Here is a 16,804-nt window from a genome sequence, read left to right as displayed (position 1 = left end):
CTTTGCTTGCCGTACCTGTGATTATCTCTAGAGGAAAGCGCCAGATGGCCCTGATCCTTGGCATAGAATCCAGCTGCGATGAAACCGCCGCCGCGGTGATCGACGGCAATGGCACCACGCTCAGCGCACGGATTGTCGCGCAACGCATTGCCTCGCAAGACGAAATGCACCGCCCGTTCGGCGGCGTGGTGCCCGAAATCGCGGCGCGCGCGCATGTCGAAGTGCTGGGGCCGATGGTCGAGGCAGTCCTCGCCGATGCAGGGATGACCCTTGCCGACATGGACGCCATTGCCGCGACGGCGGGCCCGGGGCTGATTGGCGGCGTGATGGTCGGCCTCGTCACCGCCAAGGCGCTGGCCATGGCCGCAGACAAACCGCTGGTGGCGGTCAACCATCTAGAAGGCCATGCGCTTTCGCCGCGCTTGGCCGATCCCTCGCTGCACTATCCCTACCTGCTGCTGCTCGTTTCAGGCGGCCACTGCCAGATCCTGGAGGTTGCAGGCGTCGGCCAGTACCGCCGCCTTGCCACGACGATAGACGATGCGTTGGGCGAGGCTTTCGACAAGACCGCCAAGATTCTCGGCCTCGGTTATCCTGGCGGACCTGCGGTGGAGCGGCTTGCGCGCGAGGGTGATCCCAAGGCCGTGCCGCTGCCGCGCCCGCTAGTAGGGAGCGGGGAGCCGCATTTCTCGTTCGCAGGGCTGAAGAGCGCGGTGATGCGCGCGAAGGATGCGGGCGTCCATGCAGATGCCGATATCGCCGCCTCATTCCAGCAGGCTGCGCTTGATTGCGTGGTGGATCGGACGCGGATTGCGCTCGGTGTGGCAGAGCCGGGGATAACCGCGCTGGTCGTGGCGGGCGGGGTTGCCGCCAACGCCGCGTTGCGTGGCGCTCTGGAAGCGCTGGCGGCAGATCACGGCCTGCCACTGGTCGCGCCGCCGCCGAAACTGTGCACAGACAACGCGGCGATGATCGGCTGGGCTGGCGCGGAGCGCTTCACTTTGGGATATACCGACCCGCTCGATGTGGCCGCGCGCCCGCGCTGGCCGCTCGATGACAATGCCGCGCCGGTGCGCGGTGCAGGGGTGAAGGCATGACCGCTGGGGTAGGTGTCGTTGGCGCAGGCGCATGGGGAACGGCGCTCGCCCAGATGCTGGCAAGCGACGGACGCGAGATCGTGCTCTGGGCGCGCGAGGCCGAGCTGGTCGACGAGATCAATACCGCGCGCACCAACAGCCTGTTCCTGCCCTCGGCCAAGCTTTCCCCTTCGATCCGGGCGACGACCGACCTTGCCGAGATGGCGCGCATTCCGGCGCTTTTGATGGTCACGCCCGCGCAGTTTCTGGCGAGCGTGCTTTCCGGCATCGGGCGCGATGGCGGCGATGTTGTGCTGTGCTCCAAGGGCATCGAGGCTGGCACCGGGCGGCTGATGGCCGACGTGGCCAGCGCTGCAGTTCCGGGGGCAAGCATCGCGGTGCTGTCGGGGCCCACTTTCGCACATGAAGTGGCAGCAGGCCTTCCTACGGCGGTGACACTGGCCTGTGCAGGCGGCGAGGCGCAGTGGCAGCGTCTGTCGCAAGCCATCGCGCGGCCCACCTTCCGGCCTTACTATTCCGACGACGTGACCGGCGCGGAAATCGGCGGCGCGGTAAAGAACGTGCTCGCCATCGCCTGCGGTGTGGTCGAGGGGCTGGGCCTTGGCCAGAATGCCCGCGCCGCGCTGATCAGCCGGGGCTTTGCCGAAATGCAGCGCTTTGGCTTCGCGCTGGGCGCGCGGCCGGAAACCTTGTCCGGGCTTTCGGGCCTGGGAGACCTCGTGCTGACCTGTTCGTCCACCTCCAGCCGCAATTTCTCGCTGGGCAAGGCGCTCGGCGAAGGGATGAGTGCGTCTGACGCGTTGGGAGCGAAGAATTCCGTGGCAGAAGGCGCATTCACCGCGCCGGTTCTGGCGGAGATCGCGCGAAACCGGGGTATCTCTATGCCGATTGTCGAGGCGGTGGTGACCCTGCTCGAAGGCGGCGCTCCAGCGCGCGATGTCGTGGCCGGGCTGTTGTCGCGGCCATTGAAGGCGGAAGCCGTCATTGTCTGAAGCCAAGCCTCCGCAGCAGGACATTGCTGCCCTCGCCAAGGGCGGGCGGACCAATTTCCTCGGCTTCCTGCTCCGGCTGCTGGCGCGCATCCCTTTCCTGTTCATCGCCAGCCGCCTCTATGGCGCGCCTGCGATGGGCCGCTTTGCCTCGGCCTTGGTCATGGTCGAGTTCGCCGGAATGCTGGCAACGCTCGGGCAGAAGCGCGGGCTTGCGCAGCGACTGGCCGAGAACGATGCACCGCCGGCAAATGTCGTGGGCGATGCCGTGCTGCTCGCCATGTCGCTGGCGCTCGGCATGGGCGCGCTGATCTGGCTCTTCCCGGAATCGATGTACCCCAGCGGCAACTTCACCTGGGCCGATACGCTGCTGGTGCTGGCAATTCCCGGCATCGCGCTGGGCGATCTGGCGCTTGCCGCGCTCGCCTATCGCTTCGATGTGGCGACGACGGTGCGCGCTCGCTCGGTGGTCGAGCCCTGGACGATCTCGATTGCGGCAGGTGCGTTCTACTTCATCTGGCCGAGTTCGGGCCTCAGCCTTGCCTATCTCGCCTCAGTCTGGGCGGCGACGGGCGTTGCGGTCTTCGTGCTGCTGCGCACGTATGGCCTGCCACACGCGTGGAAGCCTCGCCCCGGCCCACTGTGGCAGATCGCCCGGCGCAACATCCCGCTGGCAGGCGCCGACGCCGTCGAGTGGGGCACGCGCAAGCTCGACGTGTTCATCCTGCGCTTCTTCGTGGGCGAGGCGCCAGTCGGCATCTACTACTTCGCGCAGCAGATTGCCTCGCTGCCGCAGAAGCTCAAGACCAGCTTCGAGCCGGTGCTCGGCCCGGTGATCACCCGCAGCGTCAAGGACAAGGACTACGCCGCGATTGCCAAGCAGGTCTGCCAGGTCGGCTTCTGGATCGGCGCTGCGCAGATCGGCATCGCACTGGCGCTCGGCATTCCGGGCGAGGGCTTGATGGGTCTTGGCGGCCCGGCATTCGTGGCGGGCACGGCGGCGCTGGTGTTCCTGCTGGTGGCAGAAGTCGTGGCATCGAAGGCGGTGGTGAGCGAGGCCGCGCTGGTCTACCTCGCCCGCATGCGCAACCTGTGGATCAGCCTTGCGACGATCGCCTTGCAGGCGGTGCTGACTTTCGCGCTGATCCTGGTTGCTAAGCGGCTGGAGATGGGGCCGATGTACGTTGCGGCGGCCGCCGCACTGGCTCTGGCGATTTCGCTGGGCCTCTCGTCGGCGGTCAAGTCGCGGGTGCTGACGCGTATTCTCGGCCATTCGATCAGTAACTGGCGCTGGGGCCTTGCCTGGGCGATCATTCCGGCGATTGCCATCGGCACGGCGATGACCTGGCTGCCCGAATGGGCCGAGCTTGCCATTGGCATCCCGGCGATCCTGGGTATCTATTGCTACATGTTGTGGGTCCGCGCGTTCGGGCCCGAGGACCGTGTGCTGTTCCGAAAGCAGCAACCGGCCTGATCTGCCAGAAGGGGTTTGCAGATGCTGGAACTGTTCGAAGCCAATCAGATTCTGCTGGCTGGCATCGTTCTTCTCGTCGCGTTCGTGGTCTGGTGGGTGTGGGGCCGCACCAAGCCTGCACCCAAGAAGCGCGAATATACCGACGTTCTCTCGGAAGGCGCGGAGAAGGCTGCGCGCAACACTGCACTGATCGACGCGCCAAGCGCGGCCGCGCTGGTAACGCCGCCACCGGGCGTGGGCACGATGGCTGGCATCGGTGAGGTCGTCGCCGCTGCCGCTGCCGAGGAAGTGCTTGAGGCGGCACCTGCGCCTGCCGCGGCGGGCGATGATCTTGGCCGGATCAAGGGCGTGGGGCCGAAGCTGAAGGCCTTGCTCACATCGCTGGGCGTGACCAGCTACGCCCAGATCGCCGCGTGGACCGATGAGGACATCGCGAAGATCGACGCGCAGCTCGGCACCTTTGCGGGCCGCGCCAAGCGCGACAACTGGGTCGAGCAGGCCAAGCTCCTCGCCACCGGCGACACCGCCGCCTACGAAGCGAAGTTCGGAAAAGTCTGAGCGTTATCGGGGCTTGCTGCCGGGGCCATGGGCTCGGGCGCAGCCGTCGGCGCTGATCGGCGGCACCGCGCCACCACATCGCGCACCGCGCCGCCGCCCGAAACCTTGATCATGCCTGCGCCCGGCAGTGTGCCGGTGTAGGAGCCGCCGAGCACCTTCGTGCGGCTGTCATCGGCTGACATCGTCCCCTGCCAGATATAGCCGCGCTGCCCCGGCACCTGTGTGGCATCCACCGGCAGGCGCATGATCCCTTCGCTCCCTACCAGCGCAAACAGCGCCTGCGCACCCACCGGAGCGGCAGCATGGCGGGTGATAGTGAGCACGCCTTCGCGGCAGGCAACGGAGACCAACGGTGCCTCGCCCGGATAGCCGTATCGCGCCGAAAGCCCATCGGCCCCGGATGCCCACGAGGCCTGGGACTTGCCATCCTGCACCCCCGGTAGCGCCTCGCCCTCAGGCATGGCCAGCCGCACGGCATTGTCCGGCGCCCCTTCGCGCGTGGGCATGGCCGGGGAGTTGGAGCACGCGGCGAGGGTGAGGGCCAAAAGGGCTACTAATGGATGTTTCACGACAGGATCAGGCAGCCCGCTTCTGGACGGTCAATTCAAGGCCGAGGACCGACAGGACCGCGACCAGCGTTTCAAGCGTGGGGTTACCGTCTTCAGACAGTGACTTGTAGAGGGCCTGACGTCCCAGACCCGTCTTCCGCGCAATCTCACTCATGCCCTTGGAACGTGCGATATCGCCGAGCGCCCCTGCAATATGCTTGGGATCATTCCCTTCCATCGCCGCCTCAAGGTAAAAGAGGATGTCCTCCTCTGTCTCAAGATGTCTGGCCGGATCAAACGGGTAAACCTTCAATGCCATTGTCAGCTTCCTTGGCCAGTGTCCGGGCCAATGCAATGTCACGCGATTGCGTGTCCTTGTCGCCCCCGTTCAGCAAGATGACGAGAACGTCGCCTTGCCAGATGTAGTAGATCCGATAGCCGGGGCCGAAGTGCAGGCGAAGTTCCTGAACGCCATCCCCAACCGATTTCGTGTCCCCAGCATTTCCTTCGGCCAGACGCAGAAGGCGATCATCGATCCGCAACCGCGCCCGCCGATCACGCAAACCGTCAATCCAGTCCCGGAAGCGGGCAGTTTGAACGATCTGAACTTGTCCTTTATAAGGGACATTCTTGTCAGAGTCAATATCGACCACGAAGCCTCTCCATCAGGAGAGTTCAATAGGCCTGAGGATGCGCCAATACAGCGCAGGCGCTGCCAGTTTGGGTTCATTGAGGTGGCGTTGCATTACCTCCCCCACTTCGTCTTCTGGCTCTTCCCGTACCGCGTCTTCCTTGTCCCCGGCTTGCCTTCATTGCTCCGCCCGACAATCGGCGCCTTGCGATCCCCGTCCGGCAAGCCCAATTCGGTCGCCTCAAGCTTCCGGATCTCGTCGCGCAACCGGCCCGCTTCCTCGAACTCCAGATCCGCCGCCGCCGCGCGCATCTTCTTTTCGAGGTCTTCGATGTAAGCGCGCAGGTTGTGGCCGACGAGGTTGTTGGCACCATCCGCGTCGATGTCGACCAGCACGCCGTCGCGGCTGGCGGTGTCGGCCACGATGTCGTGGATGTTGCGCTTGATCGTCTGCGGGGTGATGCCGTGGAGGGCGTTGTATTCCTCCTGCTTGGCGCGGCGGCGGTCGGTTTCGGCGATGGCGCGCTCCATGCTGCCGGTCATGCGATCGGCATAGAGGATTACGCGGCCGTCCACGTTGCGCGCCGCGCGGCCGATAGTCTGGATCAGTGAGGTCTCGCTGCGCAGGAAGCCTTCCTTGTCCGCGTCCAGAATGCACACCAGCCCGCATTCGGGAATGTCGAGGCCTTCGCGCAGCAGGTTGATCCCCACCAGCACGTCATAGACGCCCAGCCGCAAGTCGCGGATCAGTTCGATGCGCTCCAGCGTCTCGACGTCGGAGTGCATGTAGCGCACGCGCAGCCCCGCCTCGTGCATGAACTCGGTCAGGTCCTCGGCCATGCGCTTGGTCAGCGTGGTGACGAGCGTGCGATAACCGTTGGCGGCGGTCAGCTTGCACTCGTTGATGCAGTCCTGCACCTGATCCTCGACCGGGCGGATGAACACCGGCGGGTCGATCAGGCCGGTCGGGCGGATGACCTGTTCGGCGAACACGCCGCCCGCCTGCTCCATTTCCCATGAGGCGGGCGTTGCCGAAACCGCGATGGTCTGCGGGCGCATCGCGTCCCATTCGTTGAAGCGCAGCGGGCGGTTGTCGATGCAACTGGGCAGGCGGAAGCCGTATTCGGCCAGCGTCATCTTGCGGCGATGGTCCCCGCGCGCCATTGCGCCGATCTGCGGCACGGTCTGGTGGCTTTCATCAAGGAACAGCAGGCAGTTGTCGGGCAGGTACTCGAACAGCGTCGGCGGCGGCTCGCCCGGCAGGCGACCCGTAAGAAAGCGGCTGTAGTTCTCGATCCCTGCGCACGATCCGGTGGCGGCGATCATCTCAAGATCGAAGTTGGTGCGCTGCTCCAGCCGCTGCGCTTCCAGCAGCTTGCCTTCCTCGACCAGTTCCTTGAGCCGCTCGGTCAGCTCGAAGCGGATCGCCTGCGCCGCCTGCTGCATCGTCGGCCCCGGCGTGACGTAGTGCGAGTTGGCATAGACGCGCACGTTGGAAAGCTTGGTCCCGCTCTTGCCGGTCAGTGGATCGAACTCGACGATCTCCTCGACCTCGTCACCGAAGAAGCTGATCCGCCATGCGGTATCGTCATAGTGCGAGGGGAAGATTTCGAGATTGTCGCCCCGCACGCGGAAGTTGCCGCGTCCGAAGCCCGCATCGTTGCGCTTGTACTGCAGCGCCACCAGCTTGCGGATGATCTCGCCGCTGTCCACGCTCTGCCCGACCTTGAGGTCGAAGATCATCGCCGAATAGGTCTCGACCGAGCCGATGCCGTAGATGCACGATACCGAGGCGACGATGATCACGTCATCGCGCTCCAGCAATGAACGCGTGGCCGAGTGGCGCATCCGGTCGATCGCCTCGTTGGTCGAGGACTCCTTCTCGATATAAGTGTCAGACCGGGGCACGTAGGCTTCGGGCTGGTAGTAGTCGTAGTACGAAACGAAGTACTCCACCGCGTTCTCGGGGAAGAAGCTCTTCATCTCGCCATAGAGCTGTGCCGCAAGGATCTTGTTGGGGGCAAGGATCAGCGCGGGTCGCTGCAGTTCCTCGATCACCTTGGCCATGGTGAAGGTCTTGCCCGAACCGGTCACGCCCAGCAGCACCTGCGTCTGTTCGCCCTCGCGCGCGGCGGCCACCAGATCGGCAATCGCGGTCGGCTGATCGCCCGCGGGCTGGTATTCCGAGACGACCTTGAACGGCCTGCCGCCCTCGATCTTGTCCGGGCGCGCGGGGCGGTGGGGCACGAAAGTGCCGGAGGTGTCGGGCTCTTCGAGTCCCCTGCGGATAACGAGTTCGGCCATGGCGCGGATATGGGGAACAAACCGCGTCCGCGCAACCTGAGTGATGGGGCGCACTGGCGCTTTTGGGCCGAGGTGTTAGCCTCCTGCGCGGAACGAGAGAGGAAGACGCCCATGCGCGCTGCAATTGCCCTTATCCCGCTGGCCCTGCTGGCTGCCTGCAACGATGGCAGCACGGTCGAGAAGAAGAACGCCAGCACGGCAGAGGTCGCCAAGTCGGTGGCCGATGCTGGCATGAAGCTCAATCCCGGCAGGTGGGAATTGACCATGAACTTCAAGAAGTTCGACGTCGAAGGCATGCCGCCCGAGGCCAAGGCCGCGATGGCAAAGATGCTCGGCCAAAGCCGCACGTTCGCCTCATGCCTGACCAAGGAGGAGGCGGAAAAGCCTGACGGCAAATTCTTCGGCCAGCAGGGCGAGGACTGCAAGTACGACACCTTCACCATGGGCAATGGCAAGATCGATGCGACCATGACCTGCAAGGGCACGGGCGAGGATGCGGGCAATTCGGCGAAGATGACGCTCGCAGGCACCTACAGCGCGGATACTTACGACATGACCATGGACATGGTCGGCACTGCCCCCAACGGCAAGGCGATGGTCATGCAGATGGGGCTGGTCTCGCAGCACAAGGGTGAATGCAAGGGGGATGAGCAGGGGTGAAAGATACCCCCACGCATCACCCACCTCGTCCTCCCGGGCTCGACCCGGGATTCCGCTTTTTCTGACGCCGCGCAGAAGAAGGCAGTGGGGCCCCAGATCAAGTCCGGGGCGACGAAGTTACATTGGGCCTTCCAAGTCACTTTCTTGACGCGAATTTGAAACAATTGCCAAATGCTGGCGTTCATCCAGGGTTAGGCCGATAGAGCGCAGGCAATGGCAATGATCCTCAACCAACCTCAGTCTGAAGGCGCATTCGGGCAGGCAACCGCCCGGTTCGCGCTGCTGCGCCAGGCAATCGCGCGGCGCAGAGCGCTGGCATTCCAGCCGCGTCCGGCAGACGTGCGCGGGCCGAAGTGGCAGGCGCTGCTGGGCGAATTGCGCACCCCGGTCGAGCATTGGCAGGCCTCGCGCCAAGCACAGGTTTCAGACGAACCCGCCGTCCAGTCGCGCCCGGTCATGCTTCTCCCCGGCTTCGGCACGCACCCCGTACGGATGAAGCCGTTGCGGTTGGCGCTCGAAGCGGCAGGCCACCGCGTCAGCGACTGGGGCCTGGGCTTCAACTTCGGGCCGACCGAGGAACGCTTCGAGCGCCTGTGCGAGCGTGTCGTCACTATGGCGCGTAAGGAGGGCGAGCCGCTGGTGCTGGTCGGCTGGAGCCTCGGCGGCATCTTCGCGCGCGAAGTGGCCAAGGCCCACCCCGAAGCCGTGCGGCTGGTCGTCACCATGGGCACGCCCTTCTCCGGAGACCGCCGCGCCAACAACGCCTGGCGCGCCTACCAGCTGATCGCGGGCCATTCCGTCGATGAACCGCCGATCGGGCAGGACATGTCCGCCAAGCCCCCAGTACCGACCGTGGCGCTGTGGAGCGCGCGCGACGGCATCATCGCCCCCCGTTCCGCCTGCGGCCGCAAGGGTGAGCGAGACCTCGCTATCCCCATGCGCTGCACGCATTTGGGCTTTGCCGCGCACCCCGATGTGGCGGCGATGCTCAAGCGGTTGGTGGCGTCTTATTGAAGCTGGTCTGGCGTTGATCCCGGATCTACGCCGGTGAGCATTGCCGCAGCAATGCGCTTTAACATTGGCCAGTATGGTCTGCGTGGTGAACTGGGCTTTCGCCCGGCTAGCGCTCGCCTGAAAGCTACAGGTCTGAATTGCATGTAGATTTCACGCTCTTCAGCTGAGACTAGAACGCCGCCAGACCACGCGTTGGCATACCACAGCCAACCATCTGGATGCCGTTCAAAGGCTGTAGAAAAGATCGCTCGCTGCCGAGGTGTCATGGTCTCAGTGTGAATCACGCTCTCTGCGAGATCAAGTCACCTCCACCTCCACCACGATCCCGTTCAGCGCTGCGTTGCCCGATAGCGGATCGACTTCGTTCAGCGTGATGTCGTTGACGCTGACGCCGGGTTTGCCCAGCGCGTTGGCCATGGCGACGCCGGGGAGGGCGTGGCCCCAGCCGTGGGGGATGGAGACGGTGCCGGGCATCATGTCTTCGGTTATCTCGGCGGAAAGGCTTATTTCTCCAGCACTTGAGCGGACCTTCACGGTCGCACCGTCGGCGATGCCGCGCTGTTCGGCGTCGGTCGGGTGGATCATCACTGTGCAGCGGTCCGGGCCCTTGATCAGGCGGCGGCTGTTGGCGAGCCAGGAGTTGTTGGTGCGCAAGTGGCGTCTTCCGATCAGTTTCAGACCCTCTGAAACTTCGTTGACGGGAATCTCCAACTCTCCGAGGCAGAGCATGAACTCTGGTATAGCACAGGCCACACTCTTCGAGGCAGAGCGCAGGCGGGCTGGCAACTGGCCGACAGGCGGCGGACCCAGATCGATGCCCGAAGGCGATGCTTCCACTTGTTGGAGAGTGAGGCCGTAAGGACCCGTTTGGAGAAGTCCGTCAAGCGCCTCGCGCGGGGTGGGGGACTGCACCGGTTCGCCGCTGATCGCGCTCGCCAGACCGCGCAGGATTTCCCAGTCGTGGAGCGAGCCTTCAGCCTGCGGCAGCGTGGGTGGCGAATAGACCGCGATGGTGCGTGCGGCCATGGGCAGGAGGAACAGACCGTAGTGGTCGCGCTCCAGCGGGCCGGAGGGCGGCAGGATGTAGTGCGCGTGGGCGCTGGTGGCGTTGCGGTAGATGTCGATGGAGACCATCAGGTCCAACGATTCCAGTGCCTTGGCCAGACGCGCACCGTTGGGCGTGGAGAGCACTGGATTGCCGGCGACGACGAACAGCGCCTTGATCTGGCCTTCGCCGGGCGTCTCGATCTCCTCGGCCATGGCGGCGGCGGGAAATTCGCCGAGGACCGAGCGGTGGCCCGACACGCGCGAGGTGTGCTTGCCGATCGAGCCGGGGGGCAGGACGCTGACGGTATCGACGGCAGGCAGGCCGAACACCCAGCCCCCTTCGCGGTCAAGCTGGCCGGATGCGATGTTTATCAAGGAGATAAGCCAGGCGTTGAGCGTCCCATTGGATTGGGTCGCCACGCCCATGCGTCCATAGAGTGCGGCGGGGCCTGCGGCGAAGCGGTCAGCCAGGCGTTCGATCTCGGCAAGTGGGACGCCGCAGGCGGCGGCGCAGGCCTCGCTGTCGAAGCGTTCGAGCAGGGCGGCGACTTCATCGAGCCCGGTGACGAAGTCCTGCACCGGGCGGTGGGGCTTGCGCGCCATGACCGCCTTGAGCATCGCGATCAGGAACCAGACGTCGCTCGCCGGACGGATGAACAGGTGGCGGTCGGCGATCTTCGCGGTTTCGGTGCGGCGCGGGTCGATCACGACGAGTTCGCCGCCGCGACCGCGCAAGTCCTTCATGCGGTTGCGAAAATCGGGGACGGTCCACAGCGAGCCGTTCGACGCCATGGGATTGCCGCCGAGGATGACGAGCGTTTGCGTGCGGTCGGCGTCGGGAATCGGGAACATGCTGGCGTGGCCCCACAGCCGCAGATTCGCGACCTGGTGCGGCATCTGGTCGACGGTGCTGGCGGAAAACTTGTTCCGCGTGCGCAGTGCCTTCTCGAGAATGCCGATGTTCAGCGCATTGCCATATGAGTGTGCGTTGGGATTTCCGACATAGACCGCCGAACTGTCAGGATCGCGCGCGAGGATGGCGCGGACCTTCTCGCCGATCTCCGCAAAGGCTTGCTCGAAGCTGATTTCGTGCCAGTCTGATCCGACGCGCTTCAAGGGTTTGCGCAGCCGGTCAGGGTCTTCCTGCAGGTCCTGCAAAGCGGTGCCCTTGGGGCAAATATGCCCGCGCGACAAAGGGTTGTCTGGATCGCCCTTGATCGAGAGGATGCTGTTGCCTTCAACCTCGACCAGCACGCCGCAGTTTGCTTCGCAAATGTGGCAGGTGCGCTTGTGGACCTGTGGCATCGCCGCTCTCCGAGAACTTTTTAGTTGAGCGATTAAGTCTCATTCCAGACGCGATCAGGCAAGGGAAATTGCTTGCCGGAATCTTGCACAGAGTGCGGCAGTTAAAGTGGTGCAACTTTATTTCGCAGTGCAGCATTGGCGCGCTTGGCAAAGCTGATTCGTTGTGCAAGCTTGGGTGCAGACGGGATGTGCCTATGAAAACAACATCGCCCTCGTCCTACGACGAGATGCTCAACGCCGATGGCTCGGTGAGGCCTGCGTATGCTGGATATTGCCAGTGGTACGATCAGCAGCCACCGGACCTGCTGCGGCGCAAGGGCAGCGAAGCCGAAGCCTTTTTCCGTCGCACCGGCATCACCTTCAACGTCTATGGCAACGAAGACGCTGAAGAGCGGCTCATTCCCTTCGACATGGTGCCGCGCATCATAACTGCCCAGCAATGGCGCAAGCTCTCGCGCGGGATCGAGCAGCGCGTGCGGGCGCTCAACGCTTTCCTCCACGATCTCTATCACCGGCAGGAAATCGTCCGGTCGGGTCGTCTCCCGGCGCGCCTTTTGAAGAACAACGTGGCGTTCCTGCCCGAGATGGTCGGCTTCACGCCGCCGGGCGGGGTCTATACCCACATCGTCGGCATCGACCTTGTCCGCACGGGCGAGGACGATTTCATGGTGCTGGAAGACAATGCCCGCACGCCGTCCGGTGTCTCCTACATGCTGGAGAACCGCGAGACGATGATGGCGATGTTCCCGGAGCTGTTCACCAAGGTCCGGGTGCGCGAGGTTTCGGACTATCCGCGCCGTCTTGCCCGCAGCCTTGCCGCCTGCGCGCCGCCGGCCTGCGATGGCAAGAAACCGGTCGTCGCGGTGTTGACGCCGGGGATCTACAATTCGGCCTATTTCGAGCACGCGTTCCTCGCAGACCAGATGGGTGCCGAACTGGTCGAGGGCAGCGACCTGCGCGTCGAGAACGGGCGCATCGCGATGCGGACGACGCGCGGCTACCAGCCGATCGACGTGCTCTATCGCCGGGTGGACGACGAATACCTTGATCCGCTGACCTTCAATCCCAACAGCGTTCTTGGCGTGTCGGGGATCATGGACGTCTATCGCGCGGGCGGGATCACGATCGCCAACGCACCGGGCACCGGCATCTGCGACGACAAGGCGATCTATTCGTTCATGCCCGAGATCGTCGAGTTCTATACCGGCGAAAAGCCGATCCTGCAGAACGTGCCAACCTGGCGTTGCGCCGAGCCGGAATCGCTCAAGTACGTGCTCGACAACCTTGCCGAACTGGTAGTCAAGGAGGTGCACGGATCGGGCGGGTACGGCATGCTGATCGGGCCGACGTCGTCACGCAAGGAACTGGCAGCGTTCGAGGCCAAGCTGCGGGCAAAGCCCGAGAACTACATTGCGCAGCCAACGCTCTCGCTTTCGACCGTGCCGATCCTGACCAAGGCGGGCCTTGCCCCGCGCCACGTGGACCTCAGACCTTTCGTGCTGGTCAGCCCCAACGGGATCGACATCACGCCCGGCGGATTGACCCGCGTGGCGCTGAAGAAGGGGTCGCTCGTGGTCAACTCGTCGCAGGGCGGCGGGACCAAGGACAGCTGGGTACTGGACGACTGATATGTTGGGACGGTCTGCAAACGGCATTTTCTGGCTGTTCCGCTACCTTGAACGGGCGGAGAACATTTCCCGCCTGATCGAGGCGGGGTTCCGCATGGCGCTGACCCGCGATGCCTCCGACGCATCGGACGAATGGCGCTCGCTGATCGTGACGCTGGGCCTGAGGCCGGGGTTCGAAGCGCGGCACGGGACGGAATATACCGGCCCGCACGTGTTCAACTACATCCTGCGCGACAAGGACAATCCCGGCAGCGTCATGGCGATGACCGAGATGGCGCGGACCAATGCGCGCATGGTGCGCGGCGGGATCACCCGCGAGGTGTGGGAATCGGTCAATGACGGCTGGATGAAGCTGAAGGAGGCGCTGGCGCGTCCGGTCACGGAGACGCGGCTGGGCGACGTGCTTGACCTTGTCCGTCGCCAGTCGACGCAAGTGCGCGGTGCCATGGAAGGCACCATGCTGCGCAACGAGATCTACAACTTCGCGCGGCTGGGCAGTTTTATCGAGCGGGCGGACAACACCGCGCGCATCCTCGACGTGAAGTACTACGTGCTGCTGCCTTCGATTTCCTACGTGGGGTCGAGCCTCGACAACGTGCAGTGGGAGAACGTGCTGCGCTCTGTGGCGGGCGAGCGGGCCTATCGCTGGCTCAACGCCGGGCGCATGGACCCGCGCGGCATTGCCGAGTTCCTGATCCTCGACGGCCGTTTCCCGCGCAGCCTGGCGTTTTGCTATTCCAAGTTGCGCTCGAACCTTGCCAGCCTTGCTCGCGAGTATGGCGGCGAGATGCATTCGCACGAAATCCTGCGCGATGCCGATTGCCGGTTCCATCAGGCAACGATCGATGCGATCTTCGAGCAGGGCCTGCACGAGTTCATCGGCGGCTTCATCCGCTCCAACACTGCCCTCGCGTTGCAGATACAGCGCGATTACCGCTTCATCGATTAGGCCCCGAGGACACCATAGCCCCATGCGCCTGAGCGTAGATCATACCACGCATTACGTCTTTTCCGGGCCGGTGAGCCGCGGGATGCAGCGCCTGCGCCTGATGCCGAAGACCTCGTCCGGCCAGCGCGTGCTTGAATGGAACATGCATTTCGAGGGCGCGCAGCTGCAGGTCGAATACGACGACGCCAACTGCAACCACGTCACGCTGATCTCGTTCGATCCGGGCGTGAGCGAAGTGACCATCCGTTGCGAAGGGCTGGTCGACACCAGCGACGAAAGCGGCGTGATCGGACGGCATTCGGGCTTCATGCCGCTGTGGCAGTTCGTCGAGCAGACCGACCTGACGCGCGCGGGACCACGGACGCGGAGTCTGCTTGCAGCGCTGCCGGACGAGCCCAACACGCTGCCAACGCTGCACGGCCTCTCGTCGCTCATCCGCGAGCGGGTGGAGTATGCGGCGGGGCATACCGATTCTGCCACGACAGCCGAAGGCGTGCTGCTGGCGGGGCGCGGGGTGTGCCAGGACCATGCCCACGTGTTCATCGGTGCCGCGCGATCGCTCGGCATTCCTGCCCGCTATGTCAGCGGCTACCTGATGATGGATGACCGCATCGATCAGGATGCAGGGCATGCCTGGGCCGAGGCCTTCGTCGAAGGGCTGGGCTGGGTCGGCTTCGATATCTCGAACGGGATCAGTCCCGACGCCCGGTACGTGCGTGTCGCGACAGGGCGCGATTATCGCGATGCTGCGCCGGTGACGGGGATAAGGTATGGTGCGCGAGACGAATCCATGCACGTGAAGCTTGCCGTGCAGCAACAGCGTGTGGAACAATAGCACCGCGCGAACGGCCTGATCGGGGGGATTCGGTCAACGCTTCGGCCAGAGCGCCGGATTGCATCGTTGCGACGGGGAAAAATCGGGGCAGGACAATGACCTATTGCGTGGGAATGGTGCTCGACAAAGGGCTTGTCATGATGAGTGACACGCGCACCAATTCCGGCGTCGACAATATCTCGGTGTTCCGCAAGATGTTCCACTGGTCGGTGCCGGGCGAGCGGCAGATCACGATCATGACTGCGGGCAATCTCGCCACGACGCAGGCCGTGATCTCGCAGCTTGAGGAGCGCAACAAGGCGCCAAGCGACCGCAGGCCGTCGATCCTCGAAGCGCCGACAATGTTCCAGGTGGCAACGCTGGTCGGCAACCTGCTGCGCAATGTGATCGAAGGGCGGCAGGAAGGCGGAATGCAATCCGAAGGGCCGCGCTTTACCGCCTCGATCATCGTGGCGGGCCAGATCAAGGACATGGAGCCGCGCCTGTTCATGATCTACCCCGAAGGGAATTTCATCGAGGCGAGCTTCGACACGCCGTTCTTCCAGATCGGCGAAACCAAGTACGGTCGCCCGATCCTGCTGCGCGGCTATGACCGGACGATGAGCTTCGAGGACGCGGTGAAGCTGCTGATGGTATCTTTCGATTCCACGGTAGCGGCGAACCTGTCGGTCGGCTTGCCGTTCGACCTGATGGTGATGGAGCGCGACCGGTTCGAGCCCTTGCACCAACGGCGGATCCTTGCCAGCGACCCCTATTTCAAGTCGATCTCGTCAAGCTGGAGCGAGGCCTTGCGGCAGGCGTTCCATTCGCTGCCGGACTATACTTTCGATGGTCTGGGTGAGCAGGCCGGGGGCAACTGAGCCGGGGCGGCCAGTTTCTGCGTTTCAGTCGCTCCGACTCGGCCGATCCGGCTGGCCTTGGTTAACCGCATCTTTCCGAAAGCCAGTGTTTCGCTTTGGAAAATCCCCGCCACGAGGCGCTGGACGGGCGATTGGCGTGGTAAATTCCGATGTATTTGATCCGTTCCCGAAGCGAAGTTCCTTAGGGTGAACCTGTAGTAGCGACAATTTGCAGCGCGGTTTCGGTTCAATACGAAGCTAACCACGGTGGTCAATTGTTGCAGCAGGGTGATTACTTGCCCGCATGGTTGATCGTATCACACTCCACATTCTCGATAGCGACTCCGCCCGCCGTGCGCAGCTCGCACGACTGGCTTTCGCAGCTGGCCACCACGCGGAAATCTACGCGAGTGCCGGGGAGCTTCTTGCGCACGCGCCGTCTGGCGGCCTTGTGCTGGCGCAGGACGAACCGGTCGGCGAGGGGATACGCAAGCTGATCGCGGCGATGATGCACGCCGGGCACTGGCTGCCGGTCGTCGCCATAGCCGAAGCGCCGCAGACAGCGGCAGTGGTCTCGGCGATCAAGGCTGGCGCTCTCGACTATCTTGCGCAACCGACGCAGATCGGCCCGCTGAATGAAGCGGTGGCCCGGGCGACGCGCGAGGCTGACACCTTCCGCGCCCAGCGCGCCCGCGCGGCCGAGGCGCGGCAGCGGATTTCGCGCCTGTCCTTGCGTGAACGTGAGGTGCTCGACCGGTTGGCGGAGGGATGCAGCAACAAGGCCATCGCCCGCGAACTCGACATCAGCCCGCGCACCGTCGAAATCCACCGCATGAAGATGATGGGCAAGCTCGGCGCGCGCCATGCTGCCGAAGCGGTGCGTTTGCGGATCGAGGCTACGGGACTGGACGACGTGGCGGCCTGAT

16 protein-coding genes are annotated in these 16,804 nt (G+C 64.3%); 11 read left to right on the top strand and 5 right to left on the bottom strand.

Annotated elements, in window-relative coordinates; translation table 11 throughout:
• Positions 1-44: 44 nt before the first annotated feature.
• Genes tsaD through ACZ1JX_RS11455 form a run of 4 tightly spaced genes read left to right on the top strand, consistent with a single transcriptional unit; the run spans position 45 to position 4,118 of the window.
• Positions 45-1,097 (top strand): tRNA (adenosine(37)-N6)-threonylcarbamoyltransferase complex transferase subunit TsaD, encoded by a 1,053-nt coding sequence (gene tsaD / locus ACZ1JX_RS11470; RefSeq protein ID WP_465123679.1) that lies wholly within the window; start codon positions 45-47, stop codon positions 1,095-1,097.
• Complete coding sequence (locus tag ACZ1JX_RS11465; protein ID WP_465123677.1) at positions 1,094-2,089, top strand: NAD(P)H-dependent glycerol-3-phosphate dehydrogenase; 996 nt, start codon at positions 1,094-1,096, stop codon at positions 2,087-2,089. Before tsaD ends, ACZ1JX_RS11465 begins: the two co-directional genes overlap by 4 nt.
• Positions 2,082-3,560: a lipopolysaccharide biosynthesis protein gene (locus ACZ1JX_RS11460; RefSeq protein WP_465123676.1), complete on the top strand. Its 1,479-nt coding sequence runs from the start codon at positions 2,082-2,084 to the stop codon at positions 3,558-3,560. Before ACZ1JX_RS11465 ends, ACZ1JX_RS11460 begins: the two co-directional genes overlap by 8 nt.
• A 21-nt stretch (positions 3,561-3,581) precedes the next feature.
• Positions 3,582-4,118 (top strand): hypothetical protein, encoded by a 537-nt coding sequence (locus ACZ1JX_RS11455; RefSeq protein WP_465123675.1) that lies wholly within the window; start codon positions 3,582-3,584, stop codon positions 4,116-4,118.
• Here the strand turns inward: ACZ1JX_RS11455 and ACZ1JX_RS11450 are convergent.
• The 4 genes from ACZ1JX_RS11450 to uvrB form a co-directional block, all read right to left on the bottom strand.
• Entirely contained in the window at positions 4,091-4,624 is a 534-nt protein-coding gene (locus tag ACZ1JX_RS11450; protein WP_465123674.1) for a hypothetical protein, read from the bottom strand. The genes ACZ1JX_RS11455 and ACZ1JX_RS11450 overlap by 28 nt on opposite strands.
• 70 nt (positions 4,625-4,694) lie before the next feature.
• Positions 4,695-4,985, bottom strand: coding sequence for an addiction module antidote protein (locus ACZ1JX_RS11445; protein ID WP_465123673.1), 291 nt, complete (start codon positions 4,983-4,985; stop codon positions 4,695-4,697).
• Entirely contained in the window at positions 4,960-5,319 is a 360-nt protein-coding gene (locus ACZ1JX_RS11440; protein WP_465123672.1) for a type II toxin-antitoxin system RelE/ParE family toxin, read from the bottom strand. Before ACZ1JX_RS11440 ends, ACZ1JX_RS11445 begins: the two co-directional genes overlap by 26 nt.
• Before the next feature lie 92 nt (positions 5,320-5,411).
• On the bottom strand, positions 5,412-7,601 hold the full coding sequence (gene uvrB, locus ACZ1JX_RS11435; RefSeq protein ID WP_465123671.1) for an excinuclease ABC subunit UvrB: 2,190 nt from the start codon (positions 7,599-7,601) through the stop codon (positions 5,412-5,414).
• A gap of 111 nt (positions 7,602-7,712) precedes the next feature.
• Here uvrB and ACZ1JX_RS11430 point away from each other — a divergent pair, with 111 nt between their 5' ends.
• The gene (locus ACZ1JX_RS11430; protein WP_465123670.1) at positions 7,713-8,261 is read left to right on the top strand and encodes a DUF3617 domain-containing protein; all 549 of its coding nucleotides are present in this window, start codon (positions 7,713-7,715) and stop codon (positions 8,259-8,261) included.
• Between the two features lie 219 nt (positions 8,262-8,480).
• Positions 8,481-9,275 carry an esterase/lipase family protein gene (locus ACZ1JX_RS11425; protein WP_465126403.1) on the top strand — a complete coding sequence of 265 codons (795 nt, stop codon included), beginning with the start codon at positions 8,481-8,483 and terminating at the stop codon, positions 9,273-9,275.
• 297 nt (positions 9,276-9,572) lie between these two features.
• Here ACZ1JX_RS11425 and ACZ1JX_RS11420 read toward each other — a convergent pair whose 3' ends face one another.
• On the bottom strand, positions 9,573-11,627 hold the full coding sequence (locus ACZ1JX_RS11420) for a molybdopterin oxidoreductase family protein (RefSeq protein WP_465123669.1): 2,055 nt from the start codon (positions 11,625-11,627) through the stop codon (positions 9,573-9,575).
• A 194-nt stretch (positions 11,628-11,821) separates the two neighbouring features.
• Here ACZ1JX_RS11420 and ACZ1JX_RS11415 point away from each other — a divergent pair, with 194 nt between their 5' ends.
• The 5 genes from ACZ1JX_RS11415 (at position 11,822) to ACZ1JX_RS11395 (ending at position 16,803) form a co-directional block, all read left to right on the top strand.
• The gene (locus ACZ1JX_RS11415; RefSeq protein WP_465123668.1) at positions 11,822-13,255 is read left to right on the top strand and encodes a circularly permuted type 2 ATP-grasp protein; all 1,434 of its coding nucleotides are present in this window, start codon (positions 11,822-11,824) and stop codon (positions 13,253-13,255) included.
• Position 13,256: 1 nt separating this feature from the next.
• Complete coding sequence (locus ACZ1JX_RS11410) at positions 13,257-14,204, top strand: alpha-E domain-containing protein (protein WP_465123667.1); 948 nt, start codon at positions 13,257-13,259, stop codon at positions 14,202-14,204.
• Between the two features lie 22 nt (positions 14,205-14,226).
• Entirely contained in the window at positions 14,227-15,039 is an 813-nt protein-coding gene (locus tag ACZ1JX_RS11405; protein ID WP_465123666.1) for a transglutaminase family protein, read from the top strand.
• Between the two features lie 95 nt (positions 15,040-15,134).
• Positions 15,135-15,899 carry a proteasome-type protease gene (locus tag ACZ1JX_RS11400; protein WP_465123665.1) on the top strand — a complete coding sequence of 255 codons (765 nt, stop codon included), beginning with the start codon at positions 15,135-15,137 and terminating at the stop codon, positions 15,897-15,899.
• 283 nt (positions 15,900-16,182) lie between these two features.
• On the top strand, positions 16,183-16,803 hold the full coding sequence (locus ACZ1JX_RS11395) for a response regulator transcription factor (RefSeq protein WP_465123664.1): 621 nt from the start codon (positions 16,183-16,185) through the stop codon (positions 16,801-16,803).
• Position 16,804: the final 1 nt, after the last annotated feature.

The sequence above is a fragment of the Novosphingobium sp. BL-A-41-Hi4A-0G genome (genome assembly GCF_055521735.1).
This window is presented reverse-complemented; position numbering and strand designations above follow the sequence as displayed.